Here is a 20,547-nt window from a genome sequence, read left to right as displayed (position 1 = left end):
CTGCCACCGTATTATTCTTCTATAAATTTATATCCGCTACCATAAGCAGTTTTGATGTATTTGGCTCCCTCGGCTGTTAGTTTTTTTCTCAAATTATTGATGTGCACGTAAATAAAATCAAAATTATCGGCTAGGTCACTATTGTCGCCCCACAAATGCTCTGCAATGATTTCTTTGGAAAGTACCCTGCCTTTGTTAGTCATAAAGAAAACCAGTAGATCATACTCCTTTCTTGTCAATGGCAATGATTTTGAGTTGATGTAGGCCGTTCGTGATTTTGTATCAACTTTTATTTCATTGAAGTTCAATGTATCGTCGCCACCATATTTACCCCGTCGCAAAACTGCTTTGATTCGGGAGTTGAGTTCTGCTAGGTGAAAAGGTTTTGTAATATAGTCGTCTGCTCCAAGATCAAGACCGTCCAATTTATCGTCCAAAGAATTATTAGCCGAAATGATGATTACTCCACATTCTTTTTTCTGTTCTTTCAAACCTTTAAGCACATCTAGACCGCTGCCCGTAATTAGGTTCACATCTAAAATAATCAGGTCATAGTCGTATAAGTCTACCTTATAGACCGCTTCTCTATAGTCGGATGCCACTTCACATAAATTGCCATCCTTCTCCAAATATGTGGATATGGATTGCTGTAATGCTTTTTCGTCTTCTGCGATTAAGATTTTCATTCTATCAAAACTCTGAAGCATAAAGGTATGGCGTAATTCTTAGGGAAATCTAAAGACAGCAATTAGATAAATTTTTGGAGTACCAAAAAACGGCCGTTATTTGGTACAGTTTGCCCACACTTTAGAATCTGGTAACCGAAGGTCTTAAATGTGGTCCTTTTTAGTAGTTCCCTTAATTTACCTTTTAAGGGACACTATAAAATCAACTAAAAGTTACTCTTAATTCTGAAGAACTTTGATTAATAGGTTCAGTATAAATTGATCTTCCCCATTCTTCGATACCAAAAAAAGCCAAGCCATGGATGGTCATATAAGGAATCAAATTCTTCTTCAATTTTTCTAACAGCTTCCGTATCCGTTACTCGAATTCTAGTTTCATAGTTGTATTTGGTACCGCTCTCCGTAAAGTTCAACGAACCCAAATATGCCGTATGGCCATCAATGATATAAATTTTACCATGGATAAACATATCATTGATTTGATAAGAGTCCGGGGCAACGAAAACCTTAAATGGGAAAAGTGAAGAATAGGTATATGAGTAAATTTTGATATGCTTGGTTTTTCTCCTCGCATATCTGGAGCACAAAAAAAGGAGGAAAGCGATACCTAACCCGAGGATATATATTGAATTGTACGAAGCTATGGTAAGTATTAATAAAATTAGGGCTAATGCAACACTGCCAGTCATCAATATCCTTTGAGTCAGGAACCATTTTTTTCTCACAAGGTTGGCCTCCTCATCCAAATGTCGGTTCTGAACCACCAACGGTAGAATACTCTTTTCTTGGCGATAGCTTCTACTGTCAAATTTATCGGAGGTTATCAAGGTGACCTTTATACCTTTTTTATGTAACCAAACCAATTCATCGACCATTTTAGGCGATAGGTAGGGCGAGGAAATTTTCACGGAACATTGGGCATTTCCGATTTCCTTCAGCAACTTGGTACCTGCTCCTGTACCCATATAAATATCACATTTTGCCTGATTGAACCACATTAGAAAAACTCTTAATATGATATTTAAAGTACGAAATTTCCTTATGATTTCAAAATGAATAATGTTTTTAACACACTAATTTTCAATTGATTGAGTTGTTTCAGAGGTCTTTGAATAGTTTTCTAACTTGAAGATGAATACGTTGATAATTCGCACGTATTTCTGCATCATTGTAAGCGTAGCGCGGTTTGGGTAGGACTCTTTGGATATCCGGTTTTTTGAATCTAACACGTTTGTCCTTGCCATCAGCAAAGGATATGAATTCGCCTCTATTCAGCCTGAAAAACACATCTGAACGTATTTTGCTGACTTCTTTTTCTCCTTTGGTAATTCGGGCGTCAAAATTCCAATTACTGCTCTTGCTAACGCTTTTGGTCTGTCGTTTTACGATTTCAAAGAAACGCTCATAATATTGGGCAGTATCCGGGTCGTTCGCCTTACCAAAGAATTGATAGGAAAGATTACTGAGAATCGCTTTACTGGCCTTATCCCCATACATCAAGTCATTTTGTATTTTATCCTGAAGTACATATACCGTCAAAATATCATAGCTTCTTAAGGTCGCAGGTATTCGCTGCATATTCAACAATCGGAATGTGGATGCTTCTTCCGCAAGGAAAAAAGAGGACATTCGTTTACGTACACTCATCTGTTTGGTTATCGTATGAAGAATAGTGGCAATCGCCGGAGAATAGGCCGTTTCGAATTTAGGGTTGTTCACTACACATACTACGGATGGATTTTTAGGATTGTTAATGTCTAATGGGACTTCATCTGCGGACAGCGCCATAAATAGGCGTTGCGTACTTATCTTTTTAAGTACGTTGGCTAAGGTACTCATAACTCCGGCGGTCTGTCGTTCCGAGTCGATACCGGATATAAAGGCATCGGCCATCGCTTTGGAGGTGAAATCCGAACTAAGAAAGGAAACCAGATTCTCGGTATCCAGATATTGGTACATGGCAATCAAATGGGGGAGTGTACAATAATCCGGAAAAGCTGTTTTCATTTTCCAAATCATTCCTCCTAACAATCCTTCGACCGCATCGTTAAAAAACTTTGAAGAACCTGAAGCTCCCGTTTCCTTTTGCTCCAATAAATTCTCTAAAAGAACCCTAGAAATTTCGTTGACGCTTTCTTCGTCAATAAGATATTTGGGGGCAATTGGATTTACACGCTTGTAGATATCGTCAAAGGAGATTATGTGAAGGGGTATCTCTGACTTTTCGAAAAGCGGATAGACCATTTCGGTTATTTCAAAATGCTTATAGTCGTGGATTACCCCGCAAAATTGATGCTGACAAAAGTGTTTCAGAAAACTGTAAACTACCGATTCTGTTTTACCACTTCCTGCAGAACCGATAATGGAAATGCCCCTACGGATATTCTTTAATTGAAGAATCCCGTTTTCAAGAAGAAACCGCACTCGGTATCGCGGATGTACAGCATCATTATCAATTTCTTTTGCTATTGTGATAAAAAAGAGAAAACTCATCAGTTGTAAGGGGAGTAACCATTTAGATACGAATACAATGGAATACTGAAAACTTTGGGAATAACTGCCCAAAAACCCCATATAGAATAGTAATAAGCTTACTAAAATCAGAGCATTTCGAAGGTATCTATGCATCAAAAGTATGCCGCCTGTAGCGGAAACATAGTACAATAGAATTATGGGGATTGGATGCATGATAGTCTAGATTCCTATGGAGCTAGAGGATCTGGCAATATCCATAGCTCTTTTAAATTGTTTTATCGTTTTTAAGGCTAGTTGTACTTTGTTCGTGGGTATGTTTACGCGCGGTATGTTTACTCCCGCCTTGCCTAGTATCTTAAAGGCAGCGCTCCGCTCATTGGTCGGCAGTTTCAATAGATGTGCGAAGTACCTGTAAGGGTCTTTGAGATACGTTTTCCGGGCTTCGTAGGTTTCTACGAAATTCCTTTTGTACTTAAACAAAGTATCGAATTTCTTTTCCGCATCATCATAAAATTGGTTTCGATTAAATCCCCGTTTCACAACTTTTCCATTGAGTTTTGATTCCGATTGCATGTATTTGCTGCCATAGGATAAACTATATTTATTGGTCACGTCTTTGCGGCTAACGAGGATGTGAACGTGGGTTTGAAGCCCTGGTTTTTTCATTCCCTGTTCTACGATTTTTCCATCCAACCAATGCGGAACCAATAATTTCACATTTTCCAGTTCTTTTTTAATTGCTTGAACATTTCTGGTTGTTTCCCCTCTTTCTGCCTTTCTGATTTGATTTTCCAGTTTGGCAACCTTCCCCCTAAAAGGTTGATTTTCCCGAACTTCTTTATCAAAGCCTTTATAGGTCCGTTCATATTCTATTTTGGCAAAGTATTTTATATCAGCCACCGAAACGGGCCGGTCTCTGTGAAAAGAGGCGGCATAGTCTTTCATAATCTCCCGAACATATTGCTTTAGCTTTTCAGGATCGTTATTGATGTGCTTTAGCTCTCTTTGACTTGGATTAACAGTCAGGGAGTAGAACTTAGGTTCGGTTTTTTTAAGCTTGGCCGTATTTCCATCGATTTCTTTGACCACATGTTCCGGAGAAACTCTGTCATTGTTTTGGTCAAAAAAGTGTTCCTGCAAATCCGGTTCTTTTCCTGAATTTTCTTTTTCTAGATAATCGACGAAATCGCTCGAGCTCTGGGAGAATGTTTTGTCCAAATTTTGCGGGGTAGTGGAGATGTACATTTTATTCTATTTTATAGTTTGATTTAAAGGATTCAAAATCTGAAAGCTTCATATCGAGCAGTAACCTGGACTTTCCCAATCCACTTTTAGTTGTTTTTACACTTTCAATGAAAAAAGTCAAGTCCTCCTTGGTTTTAAAAAGGTCATTTTTAAGGATTGTGTTTTGTTTTTGAAGTTCAATAGCCTCCATGGCGGATGTGAAAAAAGCATCATCCTTTGGGCTATTTTTCGATTGATGTTTCTCCTTCAGATTCTGCTGCTTATTTTTTTGTGGGGTATGTTCAAAAAGCAATTGCATCATGGCGGTTGTCGGTTGGGTCTGATGCTTTTCGATATCCCTGATAATCGAGATAAGTGAATTGATGCGCTTCTTGATATTGTTCTCCAAAGTTCTTGCATTCGGTCCGAGCGTTTCCTTTGGCGAAATTTCATTGTAGAAAAAGAAGTCCAACATCGTTTGAAGCGCTTCGGTATGCGTCTTAAAGAAACGTCTCGAAAATTCTTGAAATCTTCGAGCGGTTTCTTTTTTGAAACGTATGTTGATAAATGTGCTCATTTAAACTTTTCCTTAAATTGAATTGCCGCAAAACTTACCCTGTTTACTGGCTGTTTGAGGCCATTTGCCGCAAAAATCATGTTTGTGAATAGCTGGCTTCTTGAAAATGTAAGCTGTAATCTTATCATATACAGCTCATTACATTAAGAGGGAATCATGCAACGCCGCGCCAGCGTGTTGCCCTCTTGCTATTCCTTTTTTCCGCGCAGGATTTTTTTCATCCTTCAGTTAAATTTAGACTGAGTGGTTCTGGATGGTTTACGAACGCAATTTTTTAAGAGTTTTTGAATTCTCTTTTTGAAGAATATTCAAGGATTTTCACCAAACCATATGAATTCGAAAACTGTTTCAATTAATATTAGACTTTTGATGAGAAAAATAGGACACAAAAAAACCCTTGATTTCTCAAAGGTTTCTCAATTGGGTTAAAACTTTTTCAGACCGTGAACTTAAACTTATGGTTGTAGAGGTTCTTAATTGCTTCTTCTTCCAAGAGTTGCTCATGGTCTAAATTGTTTTCTTGAGCGTAAGTTTTAATTTCTGGGCCAAATCTTTTCTCTACTTCATGCTTTGATTGCTGCATAAGTTTTTCCTGTGTTTCTCCGTCCAGATTATTGAAATTAAGACGAAACGGAATGTCGATATTAATGTCCATAACCATCTGTTTTTCATTAAACCGTTATCCCTAAAACTAAAATAGTTTCCATCTGGTAGTATGATAAGATGATCCAAAACGCTGACGTCAAAGAGTTCAGCAGCTTTTTCTATTTTTTTTGTCAATGCGACATCGGCACCGCTCGCTTTGCTAGTTCCCGATGGATGATTGTGTGCCAGTATAATGCCTGTTGAAAGTGTTTTAAGTACGACGGCAAAAAGCACTCTCAAATCAACCAATGTACCTGTCAGACCTCCTGTGGAGGCTTGAAACGTTCCTTTAACTTTATTGGCATTGTTCAGTAGTAAAACCTTAAAGGTTTCATGAAGCCCGATAGTGTTCTTATCCCATGTTTGATATAACATTTTGGCAACTCTTTCGGAAGAGTTTGCAGGTTCTGAATTTAGAACCCCTAATTTTTCGCAATAACTAATTTGAATTTCATTAACTTTATTTTTCATTGTTTTCTTGTTAAGAGTGAATAATGAAAAAGAGGGCAGAACTTTCCACGGTGATGCCCTCTTTCTTTTTGGTAAATTACTTATCGGACTTACCGCCCAATAACAAAATTTCATCGGCTATAACTTCCGTGACACGTCTCTCATTACCCTCGTTGGGTTCTGTATAGGTTCTAGTTTTAAGTTTGCCCACTACCGCTACCTGTTTGCCCTTGTGCGCATACTTTTCGACAATTTCTGCGGTTTTACCCCAAGCCACGATGGTGTGCCAGTCGGTTATTTGTTGCTTTTCCCCTTTACCGTCTTTGTAGGTTTCATTGGTAGCCAAAGAAAACCGGGCTACTTTTTTACCACCATCGAGTTCAGTTACTTTAGGGTCATCTCCGATGTTCCCTAACAGATGCACATAATTTTTGATACTACTCATAATTGAAAAATTTAGAATTAATTATTACGCCTGTCCGAACCTTTCGAACAGCTTTTAAAATCGATTTACTTATTACACCTAGAGCGTTTTCCTTTTTTGTTGTTTTTTAACTTTTGTTCCGCTTCATTTTTGAGGATTTGATATGATTTCATGGTTTGCGGTTTTGATTTACTTCCCACAGAGCCGTCGCTGTTACCTTTTTTTGTTGCTAAACCCATCACAATATTCAGTCTTGGTAAGACTTATAAAAAGAGCGAGGTGCGAGCCTGATTATGCAGTCGTCCAAGGATGAATGTTGTTTTTTCGCCGTCAAAAAAGGGTAATGGTGGCGGTTCGGGCAGTAGAGCAAAACCCTTAATCGTGAAGTTTCAAACTCCTCTTGAAGTGGAACAAAACGCTAAATATCAATTTCAGTACAAGCGGACTTGATTCCAAAGTTCCTATTGGGAATGGAGCGTCCTGCGTATTTCAGCGGGAATAGCGGAATGGAAATCTGAACTTTGGGATTAGGTCCAAGACCAGTAGGAGGGAAGCTCTTTGCCCGTAGTGCAATGGAGTGGCAATGTGCTGAACGGGTTACTGGTTTTAGGTGTGAGATAAAACTGTATTTTGAATAGGTGCAGGAGAAACCTTTTTGGCTTTATGCCGTAGTCTTTTGATGGGTGTATTTTACGAGTTTGCCTTTGCCGTGGTATTGTATTGATATTAATTTTTTCTCCTTTTCTAGAGTGTTGCTTTTAGATAAGGCTTACCTAACTTAAATCAGGTTTCTAATTTGCGACGAAAATTAAATTTGAATCGATTTACATTGTTTTGGTAAACCTTTTTTATCTTTAGGTTACGAAAGCGTCAAAACGCTGAGATAGGTGCCCTCTGAGGTGTCCTATTTTGAAAAAATTGAGGTAACTAATTGGTTATTAAGCGGTATGTGGCTAGGGTTCCAACTCTGCCACCCCGACAAAATCCATGCAAATGGTAATAAAACCTCGTAAATCACGTGATTTACGAGGTTTTTTGTTTTCTAATGGTTTCGTGCGAGACTATTTTAATGCATACTTTTTAGTGTGCAAAAAACAATCTATTATGCTTTTGTTTGTAGGTTCACTAAAGCTATCTAATTTAGTATTTAGGTAGAGCTTTTTAAGTACTTGTAAAGGAGCTACTGGATTAGCAATGTAAGTAAGTATCGCTTCAAAAGATACATAGCTTCTGCATCAAGTTTATTGACTTCCCTTAAAATTGGAATTTAATTTGCTTTTCGCTTCTTTTAAGGCTCCAAAGAATCCAAATAGGTGTTGATAAGGTCAATACCTTCATCATGTTTGATGCTCGTACCAATTAGGGGCATAAAATAGCTATAATAGCAGTACCCATTCGGTCACTAATTTGCGTACGCTCTACATAAATATTACTTTTTGTAAATGAGGTTTCAAAAGTAAAATAGAATTTATCTCCGAAATCTCTATTATAAGAGCCCCCTTTTTGATGACAATGGGCACAATTTACATCTAGGTAAGCTCTTGCTCGTTCCTCCAAAGTCAAACTAGTGTCTGACCAATCAGGAAGTGTAGGAATCTGTGAAACCTCCGGAGCTTCGGCAAGCATATTATTATCCTTAAAAAATTGAAGGATATTCTGCCCATTATGATTAAAATTCATTGCTCTAGCTTTTGGTCCAATAGGTACGATTTTCTCATTAAGCTCGTGGCATTGCACACACATTGTATTTGAAGGAACCACATAATCTACTATTCTTGAAACTCCTAGGTCATCAATCCAATCTACCTGAAGACCGTGTGCATTATCATCCAATACGGCATCAGTTTGATCTTCGTTCCAAAAATAATTACGAACCAACCACTCTCCATTCTTTTTAATCAATACCCTAGTTTCAATACATTTTTTCCCTAAGGAAGAATCTCTTTCGTCATTTAGGTAGTAGAAAGTCTTTGCTAGTATTGTATTATCAGGAAAATCTAATAAGTTATCTCCTTTGTACGTCATTTGTGTACCGTCTGGTAGGGCCACTACACGAAGTTTATATGAATAATCGGTAAAAAGAGGAGTGCTCATATCATATTCATATACATTGTCGTTTAGCTGTAAATCGGACATATTACCTTTAAACAACTTTAGCTGGGATAAGTTTGAAAGAAACTCTGGCACTGCAAAATTCTTAATTATAGGATCGCCATAAGGATTATTCCCAACCGATAGTTCATCTCCGTTAATCAACCCATCACCATCGCAGTCACCGGCCAACCATACTAAATTAGATGAGTTGAACGAAGAATACTGTACATCGTGAGAAGGGTCACATGGGTTGTTCTTGTCTGTGCCATTTAATACTTCTTGGCTATCAAAAATTCCGTCGCCATCTGTATCAATGTCATAATCCTCAAAATCATCTAAATAATTCGAATTACATGAATAGAGTCCAACAAGTAACATGGCTATAATAAATACCAAGGTTATTTTTAAATTATGTCTTTTCTTTATCATAATGTGTTCAACTACTCTTCAAATACGTAGGTGTACTTTATATTACTATTGTCATTATCTATCAATTGTCTACTAGCATACTAAATACAAGCCGTTTACCCTTATCTATTTCAAAACTTAAATAATAGATTTGACCTGTGCTCAATGAGGCTATAGGTATTTGATATAATCCGTTGGATACTATATCTTTTGCATTATATATGCCTACAATTCTTCCGGAGGAATCATGTAGATATATTTTAATGACTTTGACAATATCAGTACCATTTGCGACTATGCGAACTTGAGCCATCTCTTTGACAGGATTTTTCATAAGTATACCAACAATACTCTCTTCCTCTGTTTTTTCGTCTATAACCGTAACGGTTGTAGTCTGCGAATGACTTAGGCCTTGCGCATCTATGATCGTCAAAGAGACTTCATATATACCTTTTTCACTAAAGACATGGCTTGGTTCCATTATAGATGAAGATTTGGAACCATCTCCAAAATCCCATAAATAACTTGTTGCTGCAACATCATCTACCTCGTTTAAAACGGTAAAAGACACCTCTAATGGAGCTGTGCCATTATCAGGACTTGCATATATACCTCTAACTGTATCCTGATTTTGGTTATCAACTACGGTTATAGTAAGGGTGGTTGAATTGGTAAGTTTTTCTGAATCTTGGACAGTCAATTCTACTTCATAAATACCGGAAGTTGTAAACGTATGTTTGGGATTTGCGAGGGAAGAAGTAGAACCATCTTTAAAATCCCATATGTAACTAATTACTTCTATATCATCAGTTGAGTTGGCACCGGTAAAATCTACATTTAAAGGTCCAATGCCGTTCATTGGGCTTGCACTGGCAATTGCGACCGGTGATTCATTTGAGTCAGTCAATATTTCAATGGCCGAAACTTTAGGGCTGTTTACACCACCTGTACTTGCCAATGCCGAAAAGTTTAGATTAAGTTCACCGTCAGATACAGTAACCAAAAATGACTTTGCTACTGGTGTCTCGGAACCTACATCAGCAACAATATCATAATCATCTAAAACCAATACATCTTCAATATTTACATCAAAAACCCGGTTCCCTATCCCCCCGGCAACTCCACCGGTTGCACCCCAATAAATTTCGGCAAAATGTAGTACTACTTCGTAATTTCCATTTGGAACGGGAATTTTATAATCAAGATTATTTTTTGAATCAAAACGTTCTGTTTGGTATAACTCTGGTATTTTAACGCTAGAATTAGTATAACTCTGTCCGTTAAAAAAATAATCATCTGCGTGAAAAAGATTTCCTTCATGGCTTACTTCGGGCCCACCTGAATTAATTCTAAAAGGAAAAGTCAACGCTTCTCCTTCCATAGGCTCAAAAACCACAATTTTCCCATTTAGGGTTCCTGCCCAAATGGTGCCAGTAAATATTTCAGAATCACCATTACAAGTTACCCCAAGTGCATTACCGCCAATGCCACCTAAAAATTCAGGTGTAAAATTTTTTAAAGTACCATCGGCCTTAAGCTCTACCCTACGCAAAATCCCGCGACTAGAACCAGCAAGAAGATTTCCTTTCATGGCACCGCTAAAATTGGAGGCGGTATACTCATCAATTCCATTGGTATTTGTACCCCATGTTGTAATAGGGTCATCATCTGGCCCATCAGGATTTGGGATTATGGCCCACGCCAGTCACCCTCAACACTATTTGCCGTTTGAACGGGTGGCCAGTTTCCCGGTAATGCAATATTTGCATTAGTTGTAGAGCCTGGAGTTGAACCATTTGGATCATATTTTTGCGTACGGAATACAGCGCCAACAGTTTCAAGGTTTGCGGGAGCTGTGTATAGACCGGCACCTGTGGGGTTAGCTCTTATTGGATTAGGGTGACCTCCATAAAAGCTCCCAAAGTTATATTTGTCTTTATTTGTAGTTATCAGTTGTAAATGATCGGTATTGTTCATGAACTCACCGTCATCAGCAGCTGAGGTGGAGTCACTCCCTGACTCATTTGCATCATAAGCGTTTGTTACCGTTGCGTTCCCCTCGTTTACAGGAAGACCGCCCCAACCGCCATTTGCTCCGTTATCGGTAGTGTAAACAGCACCACTTTCCGTGACAACTAAATCATATGGATTACGATAGCCTTACGAAAATATCTGCACAGGACCTCCAGGAACAACAATTGCTTGGTTAAGACCATCATTACCACCCCAAGGATCGTTTATATCCACACCGTTATAGGAGGAATTATTAGGGTCAATTATACCATTTACATTTGCGCGGGTAGGATCATCTAATGTTGGTAAATTATAGACATAATTTCTTCCATTATCATTTAGAACGGGCATTTTTTCTAAAGCGGTTAAGTTGACTGAAAGTATAGCTCCCGACAAAGCATATTCACATAAATAGCTGAAGTTGGCAGATGGTGCACCGCCATTTGCGTGTCCACCTTGTGCAACAATAAGGTAGTCGTTACCATTAATTGTGGTAAACTCAAGTCCGTTGGTCGCATGGTTTTCTTCGGAACGTGGCAATCCCCTTACCAAATCTACAATATCCCATGTGCTACCATTCCATGTAAGTTGAGTAATTACTCCAGAGTTGGTATCAAGATTTACATCTCCAAAACCACCATTAGAACCCGAACCTACCCGAAAATCACTAGAAGTTACGTATAGGATAGGATTTTTAGCTGTACCGGAAACTGCTAAACCAGTTGACTCTCTACTATTACAACTTCCTGAAGGCCCACTACATGAAGTGCCATCGTCATCATGATTTGGTATAATTTTAACTCCGGTAATAGCTTCCTTTGCAATTACTACATAATCATCAGAGGTATTTCTCTCTATGGTTAAGGCATAAATTGTCCCCGGATATTCTAATACATATAAGCGACCGTCAGGTCCAAAAGTTAAGGATGTGGTTATAGGGGCTGACCCAAACCCATTGAAGTTTAAATTACTTTTTGTAAAATCTATTTGTGCCTGTAAGGGACTGAAAAACAATCCAATAAAAAGACTTAAAAATAAGGCCAGAATCCATTTTAGACTACTTAAGTAAGTATTTTTTAGGGAAAACTTCATTATAATCAGCAATTTGTAAAAAAATGGAAGCAATCAATTTTACTATAAATCCAAGTCAATAGAAATTCAAAATTAAATACCTTGAAAGTCTTAAAATATGACTGGTGTCATATTGTTAAGCTTACTTGGGGGAATCTGGAAAAAATAAATAAGTAATTATATTTTGTGATTACTAACTCAAGGCAAAGTTATATGTCTGGCAATCAGCCGTAAGTAACCCTTGTTACATAAAAAATAAAACTAAAAAAACTTAGGCTTACCTATGGGGTTTTAATCCTAGTTAAATTTTCATGTAGAGAAGGCTTTTAGTAATCTCGCCTTTCATCATTTTATTCCGATAAAATTCTTTCTTTAGTCATAACACCTTTAAATAAAGTGGTTTATGGCTTAAAAATTTAAAGGTGTGTTCTAATGCCCGATTTTATTTTGAGAAGGTTCTAAATCAAGCAAAGCTTTGAAATATCCTGACAGGTTATGTATTCGATAAGTTTTTCTTAAAACTATACTTGGGGAATGACCATGAAGGGCACCGTAATATGAAACCCAATTTTCTTAATGACCGGCTCTATAAAAAGACGCTCCAAAAATGTATGTTTGTTTTGTACCATGACCAATAGGTTTACTCTTTGCTTCAGTTGAAATTCATTGATCGCATCGGTTATTGTATTGTCTGGTATATCATGAAAAAGACTCCTGTTATCCAAAAGTTCTTCAAGTTGTTTTTTATTTTTTTTCTGTGTGTTTGTAAGGTCTAAACCTGTACGAACGTGCATGATGTTAATCCTAGATTGATATTTTTCGGCAATTGTTAAAAGGACTTCTAATTTTTCTTTTTTGTACTCAATTTCAAAATCTGTGGGAAATAAAATTTCCTTCGGAGCTTCATACTCAAATTTTGGGGGTACTGCTATTACGGGGCATTTGGCTTTTTTAATTACGTGAACGGTATTGGTGCCAAAAAGTATTTCCGTAGCTCCCGTAGCACCTTTAGTACCCATAATCACTAAGTCTATATTTTCTTTTTCTATTGTATCTGTAACTTCTCCTAATAGGGTGTTGAAAGCTGTATGGACTACAAAAGTATGATTAGGGTTTTTGTATTCCTTTTCCAAACGGCTTTATAATTGTTCTAACTGTGTTTGAGAGGTTTCACGCATTACATCGCCCAAACCAAGTTGCCCAGAACTGCCTATAAGATATTCCGTTTGATATACAGGGGGAGTATAGGTATGCAAAAGAAAAAATGTACATTCTATCTCCTTAAATACCAGCAAAGCATAACGGATGGCTTCAAATGAGTTGTCTGAAAAATCAGTAGGAAGTAAAATTCGTTTCATGGCCCTTGCGTTTAATTTTAAGTATAAATCTAAAGGTATAGTATATAAAAAACTATGATAATGGTCAGTTTAAAGAGTTTAGTTTTTTTAGGGGTAGAGGTAAATAGAAGCATATAATATTGGGTTGTTCTTCGCAACCGCTATCAACTCTTTTTAGTATTCTATTCATGTAAGACTAGAAATGGAATAGTAATATGATAACTTATTTTTTCCACCTTGGGTTTAAAAAGAATCCGTTCCAAAAAATTTAGGTTCTTTGCAACCATAACAATCATGTCTACCTTTCTACTTTCTGTAAAACATTGTACGGCCGTTTCAAGTTTTTCTCCGGTTATTTTATGAAAACTATTTTCAATTTCTGAAAAATAACCGCTTAAAAATTCTTGATTTTTTGTTTGCTCCTGGGTTAGTTTTTCTCCTGCTTTTGAGAGATATAGAAAACGTATTGTGGAGTGGTTTAATGATGCCAATTCTTTTATATTTTCTAACACTTTAATATCGTAGCTTAAATAATAGTCCGTAGGAAAAACAATTTCTTTTGGTCTATGATATTCCGCATTCTGGGGTACGGCCAAAACGGGGCACTTAACCTTTGTTATTACATTACCCGTGTTGCTACCCATGGAAACGGCTTTTATGCCATTTGCACCTTTGGTTCCCATAATGATAAGATCAATGTTCTTATCCTTTACTTCTTCCTTTATATAATCTGTAAAGAATCCATAAAAAGCCGAGGTATAAAAAGTATGTTTTGTATTCAATGGCAGACGTTCTATTTTTTCAAGTAATTTTTGAAGTTTTTCTAAGCTTTCTTCTATTAAACTTTCCCTAAAAATTTCTTGTGATGCATACATGGCCACTTCACCGTCTGAAAATGAAGCAATAGGATTTACATGTACGATATGAAACTTACATTTTGTTTTTTTGAAAAAGGCAATACCGTATTCAATGGCGTTGAGGCGTTGTCAGAAAAATCAGTAGGTATCAGTATGTTTTTCATTGTTTTGGTTCTATGTATGGTATTCTAAAAGTAATCGGCATTTATCTTTCTGGCAATGATAAATATCATACGGCAACGGAAACAAGCTTTTGAAAAATGAGGGAAGAAAAGAAATTTCAATAAAGAGCCAAACAGTTTATGAGAATTGAAATATAAAATAAAACAACACTTTTTCTATTGAACTGATATATATCATTTTTTGCATGCATGCTTTAATTTAAATTACCCAAAATTCAGAAACCATGAAAGCTCTAGCAACTCTTAAAAATTTGGATTCCAACGCCAGTAAAGATGTTGTGGTGCGTAATTTGAGTCGCATATTGAACATTAGGATTATTGATGTAGATATAGAGCAAGGTGTCATTGGTTTCCTATACAATAACCAGAAGGCATTTGATCAAGTAAAAAAGGAATTGAATAGAATTGGTCATCCTATTCAAAGCCATACAAATCAATTTTCAAAAAAAGCAGCTGCCAATAGAAAGGAAAGTTTACCAATTTATCAAGCAAGGGGAAGAAAACCCTATCCGCCAATAACTTGGCAAAGAGAAAAACCAGAAAGTTTATGAAAAGTGTAACTTTTTGTTTTTAACCCGTATTTATATTGTTATTTTAAAATTTATAGCTCTGTAATTCATTCATATTCTGGAAGTATTAAAACTGGTATTTTAGAATGAAAAGTTATCTTCTTTATAACCGGTTCGCCAATAACTTTCTCCCAAAACGTATGTTCGTAACGTATCATCGCCATTAGATCCACTGTATTTTTTGATAAATACTTTTCAATACTATGGGATATGTCTTCTTCAAATTCAGCATTATAAAAGGAATAGTCCAAAGTTGAAAAATAATTCTTTAAAACTTCGCGATTATCATTTTGTATATCATTTAGCTCAAACTCTGCAGTTACGTGTAAAATCTGTATTTTGGCGTTCCAAATTGTAACCAATTCGGTTAGGGCAGATAGTTGTTGTTTTCTATAGGTTTGAGTATAATTGGTGGGTAGGACCAATGTTTTCAAATTTTGAAAATTATATTCGGAGGGGACTACCAACACAGGGTAGTTTTTAATTTTCTTAAGAACTTTTACCGCATTACTTCCCATAAAAATCTCCTTGGCACCCGTTGCTCCTTGAGTGCCCATCACAACAATATCAATATCCTTGGTGGGTATAATTTCTTGAATAGCTTCCTCTAAAACTCGAGATTTTGAAATACACTCAAAGCTATGGCTTGGATTGTTGTGATTTTTATGTAAATAATCCAAAATCTTCCTCAATTCTTGTGTTGAATATTCTGCTAATGAATTGTAGATGACTCCAAGACGTTTTTCGTTTTTTCGGCCAAGTAAATTTAACGCATTGGGCTCATAGGTATGCAGTAAATAAAATTGGCATTCTACATTGGCATAAACCTTTACGGCCGTAAATAGGGCATTAATTATTTGAAAAATCTGTGGGTAATAGGATTCTTTTCATAATCTTACATTTTTGGTTTTACCGCGGTAAATTCTGCATTACCAAAAACGGCAGTTTTAAATCCAGACCTAAATCATCTACAGTAGATCTATATAACATATCTTCCAAAAACGAATGTCTAGCGTTTACCATCACCAATAAATTCATTTTGTTCTGCGAGATGTATTCTATTATTGCTTCAGCTTTATTTTTTACGGGCGTTCTTTCAAAATAAGGGTAGGAATTAGGTAAGGTTTCTTCTAAAAATCGCTTATTGTCTAGCTGTCTATAACTCAAATCCTCAAAATCTGAGATGTAAAGACAATGTATTTCAGATTTATATTCGGCCGCTATATCGTTTAAAAGGCGCAATTCTCGTCTTTTGTAAGGCAGCATGTAATCTGTTGGAAACAATATTTTTTTAGGTTTTTGGTATGTATAGTTTTGTGGAATAGCCAAAACAGGACATTTCACATATTTGAATATCTGTACGGTATGGCTTCCAAAAGTAATTTTCTTATCAGCCTTTTGACCTTGGGTGCCCATAACAACCAAATCTATATTGGCCTTATTGACAAAATCATTAACAGAATCTACCAAAGACTCAAAAGAAGACACTGATTCATAAGAATGTTTTGGGTTATGGGTTTTATTCTTGACTTCTAAGATTAGTTTTTTAAGGGCTTCTTCCGTTTTATTTTTTACAATTTTTTCAGTTGCGTTAATAGATACTCCGCTTTTCTTAAATGGTCCATAAACTTCATCTGCATAGGCGTGAAGAAAATAAAAAGTAGTGTGTTCGCATTTATAGAGATTCAATGCATAGTTTATTGCGTGCATTGCATTGTCTGAAAAATCGGTAGGAATTAATACAGTTCTCATTTGTCAGTTGTTTAGAAGTCTACTCTAAAGTAGTCCTGTATAAACACAAAACCTATGATTTATATCAGTCGTAGTAGTTAAACTTTATTACAAAAATTAAAGGAGCGAGAAGTAATTAATAAACTAAGTGTTTGTACCCTTATGTCTATAATTGACGTGTTAAGGCTAAGGTTTTAAATGAGATGAAGGAAAAAAGGTTATTCATGTAATACCAGCAAGGGCAGCGTAGTATGGAAACTTAATTTTTCTATAGTAGAATCAAACAACAATTGTTGCAGAAAGTTAAGGTTTTTGGCAACCATGATTACCATATCGATATTTCCAGTTTTAGTGAATGTATCTATGGCAGTCTTTACATTTTTATCTTTTAAGGTATGAAAACTATGGGATTTTGCGAAAAGTTCTTCTAGATAATCTTGTAGATAAGTCTTATTTGTTTTTTGTGTGGCGTTGAGCTCTTTTTTTATATTAGATACATGTATGACCTGCAGATTGGCCTTGCACATATGCAGTACTTTAGATATGGTTTCTAAAATAGCATGAGAATAAAAAATATTATAGTCTGTGGGAAAAGCTATTTCTTTGGGACTGTTAAATTTAGCATTCTCCGGAACTACCAAAAGGTTGCAGGCCACTTTGGTTATAACATCTCCCGTATTACTTCCTATTACAGATTCTTGAATGCCAGATGCACCCTTGGTTCCCATGACAATAAGATCTATTTTTTTTTCTTCTACGGTCTTCCGTAAAATACTAACTAGATTACCATAATCTTGTAGCGCAACAAAGTGGTGTTCTTTATTAATGGGCAATTGCTTTATTCTTTGAAATACATCTTCTAACTTCTCCTTTATGGAAGGAGTTATTTTACTCATAGGTAACGAAAACGAGTTGCCTTTTACGCTAGATTGGCTTAAAGCACCTACATGAAGAATATAAAAATTACAAGGCACATCCTTGAACAATTTAACTGCATAGGCAAGTGCGTTCCAAGAATTATGGGAAAAGTCTGTAGGTATGAGTATAGTTTGCATTAGTTTAAGCTACAAACCAAAGATAGAGCGGTGTCTATTTTTAAAATATGATATTTATCATGCCTCAAATTTTTGATATAAAAATGCAGCAATTCCTAATTTACATATTGAAGTGCTTTTAATTCTTTTATTTTAATATTCCGTCCCTCAATTTCAATAAGCCCCTCCTTTTTAAAACCTGATAGTGTTCTGATTAGACTTTCTGTAGCAATGCCTGCTACACTGGCCAAATCACTTCTAGAAATTTTGATAGAACCTTCAGTATTTGTTTTCATTACCTGGGCAAACTGTATGAGCGTTTGGGCCGTTTTTCTCCGAACGGAACTGTAGGCCATTTGAAATAATTGCGCTTTTATTTCGGTAATATTTTGGGAAAGAAGTTCCATAAGTTGTAAGGAAATACTATTGTTTTTTTTCAAAATTTCCTGTAGATTTTGATTAGAAATAGCGGCTAGCTCAACATCTTCAATAACGGTAGCGGATTCTTGATAGGGAATCTGACTCACAAAAGAAGTGAATCCCAAAAAATCATCGGCGTGGTATAAGGAAGTAATTAATTCTTTGCCATCTTCATCCATGGTATGCCCTTTTATAAGGCCTTTTAAAACAAGGTATATGGTGTCTGATCGGGAACCTTCTTTAAAAATAGTATTTCCTATGCCAAAGCTTGAAACCTCTCCATTTTGATTAAAAAAGGCTTTTAGTTCCTCTAGGGTACGCATCTCTTCTTCGGAAGCTTCTGGCTTTAAAGTTCCATCGCCAATCATACCACCTAATAGTTTAGCCTTTGCCAACCTGCTTTCTACGGCACTTATCAAGTCATCTTCCTCAAAAGGTTTGGTCAAATAATCGTCAGCACCCAAATCCATTCCTTTTCTAATTTCCTTATGCTCCGTTATTGCAGATAAGAATATAAATGGAATGTGCTTGGTTCTTTCATCGGAAGACAGGTTTTTTAGAACGCCATAACCGTCTACTTCTGGCATCATAATATCGCAAATAATGATATCCGGTAATTTTTCTATACCTAGTTGAATACCCACTTTACCATTTGGAGCGGTAATTACGTTATAGTTGGAAAGCTCCAGAAGTTCCTCGGTGTTTTCCCGCAGCGCTCTGTCATCCTCAATCAATAAAATAGTTTTCATTTTTTCTAGGTTTTGTGTTCTTTTGGTATGCCTACGGTAAATATAGAACCCTTGTCTTGTGTACTGGTGAAATTAAGGGTAGCTCCCAAATTTTCTAAGTGTTGTTTTGCAATGTTTAAACCTATTCCGGTGCCTTGTGTCAAAAGGGCATTTTCTGCCCTGAAATAGCGGTCAAAATATATTTCTGGTCTTCTTTTGGAATCCCAATACCTTTATCAATGACCTGTAAATCTATAGTACTGAGGTTATCTTTCACCAACACATCTATAGTAGAGTCTTCTGGCGAATATTTTATGGCATTATGTATTAGGTTTGAAAGTACAAGTTCAAGAGTTTTTTCATCAAACTTAATGAATACGTCATCTATATTTTCGGGGTAATGTATTTTCTGTCCGGCTTTGAGCAGCATATTTGCGTCGTACACTACCTCATTTACCAATTTACTTAACGGAAATTCCTCAATATTATAATTGACTTTTCCGGATTCTAATCGTTCCACAGAAAGGAAGTCGTTCAAAATAGTATCCAGATATTTTACTTTTTTGCGGATGGTGGTTACATGTTTATCGCGTTTTTCCTGCTGTTCTGTTAGTTTGTATTTGCCCAATAATGTAATGGAAGTGAGGATGCTACTTAGGGGTGTTTTAAATTCATGGGAAACCAAAGATAAAAATCGTGTTTTTAGTTCGTTCAATTCTTTTTCTTTTTCCAAGGCCTCCGTTAGTTGCAGGGTGCGTTTTTGAACTGTTCTTTCTAAGTTTTCAGTATAATTTTTTCGTTCTGTGATATCCAAAATCATAGCCACAAAACTCTGGTTTTGGCCAGTATTGGAAAGTTGTAGATGCACCTCTACGGGGTAAGTAGAACCATCTTTTCTCAAATGGGTAGTCTCAAATTTTATTTTTCCCGTATTGTCATTTAGAAGAGGTTCAATAATTTTTACGAATTCTGATTGGTTAAGATGAGGTTTAATATCCAAAGGTGTCATTTTTTGGAGCTCGTCCAACGAATAACCCAAATTGTGCTGTGCTGCTTTATTAACATCTTTAAAGATAAAGGATGTTGCATCAAAAGTATAAATCTCATTTAAGGATTCATTGAATATCCGTGCCCAATGACTTAATTCCTGTTCCCTCTTTTTACGCTCCGTAATATCTATGATCAAAGCCATTACAAAAACGGAGCCATCTAATTCAAACGGATTTAAACCTGCTTCTACAGGAAATTCTTCTTTGTTTTTACGAATACCGTGCAAGTCTCTACCATGGCCCATTTGTCGCTTCTCACTTTTTGAAATAAAATGGTCTACATGCTGGTCATGATGCTTGTGATACCTTTGGGGGATGAGTGTGTCTAGAGGCTTTCCTAAAAGTTCTCCTTTTTCATAGCCGAACATTTCCTCTGCAGATGAATTTGACGTTACAATGACCTGATCTCTGTTAACAACAATAATACCTTCGGAAACGCCCTCAGCAAGCAAATTGAAAATGTCACTGTTTTTTTGAAAAATGTTCATAAAATAAAGTTAAACCATTAAACTGATTTTTGTCATAGAAAAGAATGGGCATACCATGTACTTTCAATCACATAAACTTTAAATA

Annotated in this window: 19 protein-coding genes and 2 pseudogenes; 1 reads left to right on the top strand and 20 read right to left on the bottom strand. The window is 36.3% G+C overall.

Annotation, left to right across the window (positions count from 1 at the left end; genetic code table 11):
* Positions 1-11: 11 nt before the first annotated feature.
* From Q5W13_RS01695 to Q5W13_RS01635, 15 genes and pseudogenes are all read right to left on the bottom strand, one after another.
* Positions 12-686, bottom strand: coding sequence for a response regulator transcription factor (locus Q5W13_RS01695; protein WP_304445165.1), 675 nt, complete (start codon positions 684-686; stop codon positions 12-14).
* A 248-nt stretch (positions 687-934) separates the two neighbouring features.
* Complete coding sequence (locus Q5W13_RS01690; RefSeq protein WP_304445164.1) at positions 935-1,684, bottom strand: phospholipase D family protein; 750 nt, start codon at positions 1,682-1,684, stop codon at positions 935-937.
* Positions 1,685-1,784: 100 nt separating this feature from the next.
* On the bottom strand, positions 1,785-3,314 hold the full coding sequence (locus tag Q5W13_RS01685; protein ID WP_368662401.1) for a type IV secretory system conjugative DNA transfer family protein: 1,530 nt from the start codon (positions 3,312-3,314) through the stop codon (positions 1,785-1,787).
* 66 nt (positions 3,315-3,380) lie between these two features.
* The gene (mobB, locus tag Q5W13_RS01680) at positions 3,381-4,406 is read right to left on the bottom strand and encodes a MobB family relaxase (protein WP_304445163.1); all 1,026 of its coding nucleotides are present in this window, start codon (positions 4,404-4,406) and stop codon (positions 3,381-3,383) included.
* Between the two features lies 1 nt (position 4,407).
* Positions 4,408-4,962, bottom strand: coding sequence for a BfmA/BtgA family mobilization protein (locus tag Q5W13_RS25695; RefSeq protein WP_438364174.1), 555 nt, complete (start codon positions 4,960-4,962; stop codon positions 4,408-4,410).
* 436 nt (positions 4,963-5,398) lie between these two features.
* Positions 5,399-5,545: a hypothetical protein gene (locus Q5W13_RS01670; protein ID WP_304445162.1), complete on the bottom strand. Its 147-nt coding sequence runs from the start codon at positions 5,543-5,545 to the stop codon at positions 5,399-5,401.
* 86 nt (positions 5,546-5,631) lie between these two features.
* A pseudogene (locus tag Q5W13_RS01665) lies at positions 5,632-6,078 on the bottom strand (JAB domain-containing protein); the annotation flags it as partial.
* A gap of 76 nt (positions 6,079-6,154) precedes the next feature.
* Entirely contained in the window at positions 6,155-6,502 is a 348-nt protein-coding gene (locus Q5W13_RS01660) for a single-stranded DNA-binding protein (protein WP_304445161.1), read from the bottom strand.
* Between the two features lie 1,338 nt (positions 6,503-7,840).
* Positions 7,841-9,004 (bottom strand): hypothetical protein, encoded by a 1,164-nt coding sequence (locus tag Q5W13_RS01655; RefSeq protein WP_304445160.1) that lies wholly within the window; start codon positions 9,002-9,004, stop codon positions 7,841-7,843.
* Positions 9,005-9,065: 61 nt separating this feature from the next.
* Complete coding sequence (locus Q5W13_RS24515) at positions 9,066-10,574, bottom strand: PKD domain-containing protein (RefSeq protein WP_368662399.1); 1,509 nt, start codon at positions 10,572-10,574, stop codon at positions 9,066-9,068.
* 98 nt (positions 10,575-10,672) lie between these two features.
* The gene (locus tag Q5W13_RS24510) at positions 10,673-10,960 is read right to left on the bottom strand and encodes a hypothetical protein (protein ID WP_368662398.1); all 288 of its coding nucleotides are present in this window, start codon (positions 10,958-10,960) and stop codon (positions 10,673-10,675) included.
* A gap of 183 nt (positions 10,961-11,143) precedes the next feature.
* Positions 11,144-12,088 (bottom strand): PQQ-dependent sugar dehydrogenase family protein, encoded by a 945-nt coding sequence (locus Q5W13_RS24505; RefSeq protein WP_368662397.1) that lies wholly within the window; start codon positions 12,086-12,088, stop codon positions 11,144-11,146.
* 500 nt (positions 12,089-12,588) lie between these two features.
* A complete protein-coding gene (locus Q5W13_RS01645) occupies positions 12,589-13,200 on the bottom strand; it encodes a universal stress protein (protein WP_304445159.1) in 612 nt (203 codons plus the stop codon).
* Positions 13,201-13,206: 6 nt separating this feature from the next.
* Entirely contained in the window at positions 13,207-13,425 is a 219-nt protein-coding gene (locus Q5W13_RS01640) for a universal stress protein (protein WP_304445158.1), read from the bottom strand.
* Between the two features lie 161 nt (positions 13,426-13,586).
* On the bottom strand, positions 13,587-14,327 hold the full coding sequence (locus Q5W13_RS01635) for a universal stress protein (RefSeq protein ID WP_304446587.1): 741 nt from the start codon (positions 14,325-14,327) through the stop codon (positions 13,587-13,589).
* Between the two features lie 340 nt (positions 14,328-14,667).
* Here Q5W13_RS01635 and Q5W13_RS01630 point away from each other — a divergent pair, with 340 nt between their 5' ends.
* Positions 14,668-14,994 (top strand): hypothetical protein, encoded by a 327-nt coding sequence (locus tag Q5W13_RS01630; RefSeq protein WP_304445157.1) that lies wholly within the window; start codon positions 14,668-14,670, stop codon positions 14,992-14,994.
* 65 nt (positions 14,995-15,059) lie between these two features.
* Here Q5W13_RS01630 and Q5W13_RS01625 read toward each other — a convergent pair whose 3' ends face one another.
* The 5 genes and pseudogenes from Q5W13_RS01625 to Q5W13_RS01605 form a co-directional block, all read right to left on the bottom strand.
* Positions 15,060-15,806, bottom strand: a complete 747-nt coding sequence (locus Q5W13_RS01625; RefSeq protein ID WP_304446586.1) for a universal stress protein — start codon at positions 15,804-15,806, stop codon at positions 15,060-15,062.
* A 115-nt stretch (positions 15,807-15,921) separates the two neighbouring features.
* Complete coding sequence (locus Q5W13_RS01620; RefSeq protein WP_304445156.1) at positions 15,922-16,764, bottom strand: universal stress protein; 843 nt, start codon at positions 16,762-16,764, stop codon at positions 15,922-15,924.
* 197 nt (positions 16,765-16,961) lie between these two features.
* Entirely contained in the window at positions 16,962-17,798 is an 837-nt protein-coding gene (locus tag Q5W13_RS01615) for a universal stress protein (RefSeq protein ID WP_304445155.1), read from the bottom strand.
* A 95-nt stretch (positions 17,799-17,893) separates the two neighbouring features.
* A complete protein-coding gene (locus Q5W13_RS01610) occupies positions 17,894-18,946 on the bottom strand; it encodes a response regulator (protein WP_304445154.1) in 1,053 nt (350 codons plus the stop codon).
* A 5-nt stretch (positions 18,947-18,951) separates the two neighbouring features.
* A pseudogene (locus Q5W13_RS01605) lies at positions 18,952-20,462 on the bottom strand (sensor histidine kinase).
* Between the last annotated feature and the right edge of the window lie 85 nt (positions 20,463-20,547).

This window comes from Zobellia laminariae, assembly GCF_030553095.1.
Classification (GTDB): domain Bacteria; phylum Bacteroidota; class Bacteroidia; order Flavobacteriales; family Flavobacteriaceae; genus Zobellia; species Zobellia laminariae.
Note: the sequence above shows the minus strand (reverse complement) of the source record. Positions and strands in the feature narration are given on the sequence as shown.

Coding starts and splice junctions, on each gene's coding strand:
- Q5W13_RS01695 (WP_304445165.1), bottom strand. CDS start 686: ATGAAAATCTTAATCGCAGAAGACGAAAAAGCATTACAGCAATCCATA.
- Q5W13_RS01690 (WP_304445164.1), bottom strand. CDS start 1,684: ATGTGGTTCAATCAGGCAAAATGTGATATTTATATGGGTACAGGAGCA.
- Q5W13_RS01685 (WP_368662401.1), bottom strand. CDS start 3,314: ATGCATAGATACCTTCGAAATGCTCTGATTTTAGTAAGCTTATTACTA.
- mobB (WP_304445163.1), bottom strand. CDS start 4,406: ATGTACATCTCCACTACCCCGCAAAATTTGGACAAAACATTCTCCCAG.
- Q5W13_RS25695 (WP_438364174.1), bottom strand. CDS start 4,962: ATGAGCACATTTATCAACATACGTTTCAAAAAAGAAACCGCTCGAAGA.
- Q5W13_RS01670 (WP_304445162.1), bottom strand. CDS start 5,545: ATGCAGCAATCAAAGCATGAAGTAGAGAAAAGATTTGGCCCAGAAATT.
- Q5W13_RS01660 (WP_304445161.1), bottom strand. CDS start 6,502: ATGAGTAGTATCAAAAATTATGTGCATCTGTTAGGGAACATCGGAGAT.
- Q5W13_RS01655 (WP_304445160.1), bottom strand. CDS start 9,004: ATGATAAAGAAAAGACATAATTTAAAAATAACCTTGGTATTTATTATA.
- Q5W13_RS24515 (WP_368662399.1), bottom strand. CDS start 10,574: ATGAAAGGAAATCTTCTTGCTGGTTCTAGTCGCGGGATTTTGCGTAGG.
- Q5W13_RS24510 (WP_368662398.1), bottom strand. CDS start 10,960: ATGAACAATACCGATCATTTACAACTGATAACTACAAATAAAGACAAA.
- Q5W13_RS24505 (WP_368662397.1), bottom strand. CDS start 12,088: ATGAAGTTTTCCCTAAAAAATACTTACTTAAGTAGTCTAAAATGGATT.
- Q5W13_RS01640 (WP_304445158.1), bottom strand. CDS start 13,425: ATGAAACGAATTTTACTTCCTACTGATTTTTCAGACAACTCATTTGAA.
- Q5W13_RS01630 (WP_304445157.1), top strand. CDS start 14,668: ATGAAAGCTCTAGCAACTCTTAAAAATTTGGATTCCAACGCCAGTAAA.
- Q5W13_RS01620 (WP_304445156.1), bottom strand. CDS start 16,764: ATGAGAACTGTATTAATTCCTACCGATTTTTCAGACAATGCAATGCAC.
- Q5W13_RS01615 (WP_304445155.1), bottom strand. CDS start 17,798: ATGCAAACTATACTCATACCTACAGACTTTTCCCATAATTCTTGGAAC.
- Q5W13_RS01610 (WP_304445154.1), bottom strand. CDS start 18,946: ATGAAAACTATTTTATTGATTGAGGATGACAGAGCGCTGCGGGAAAAC.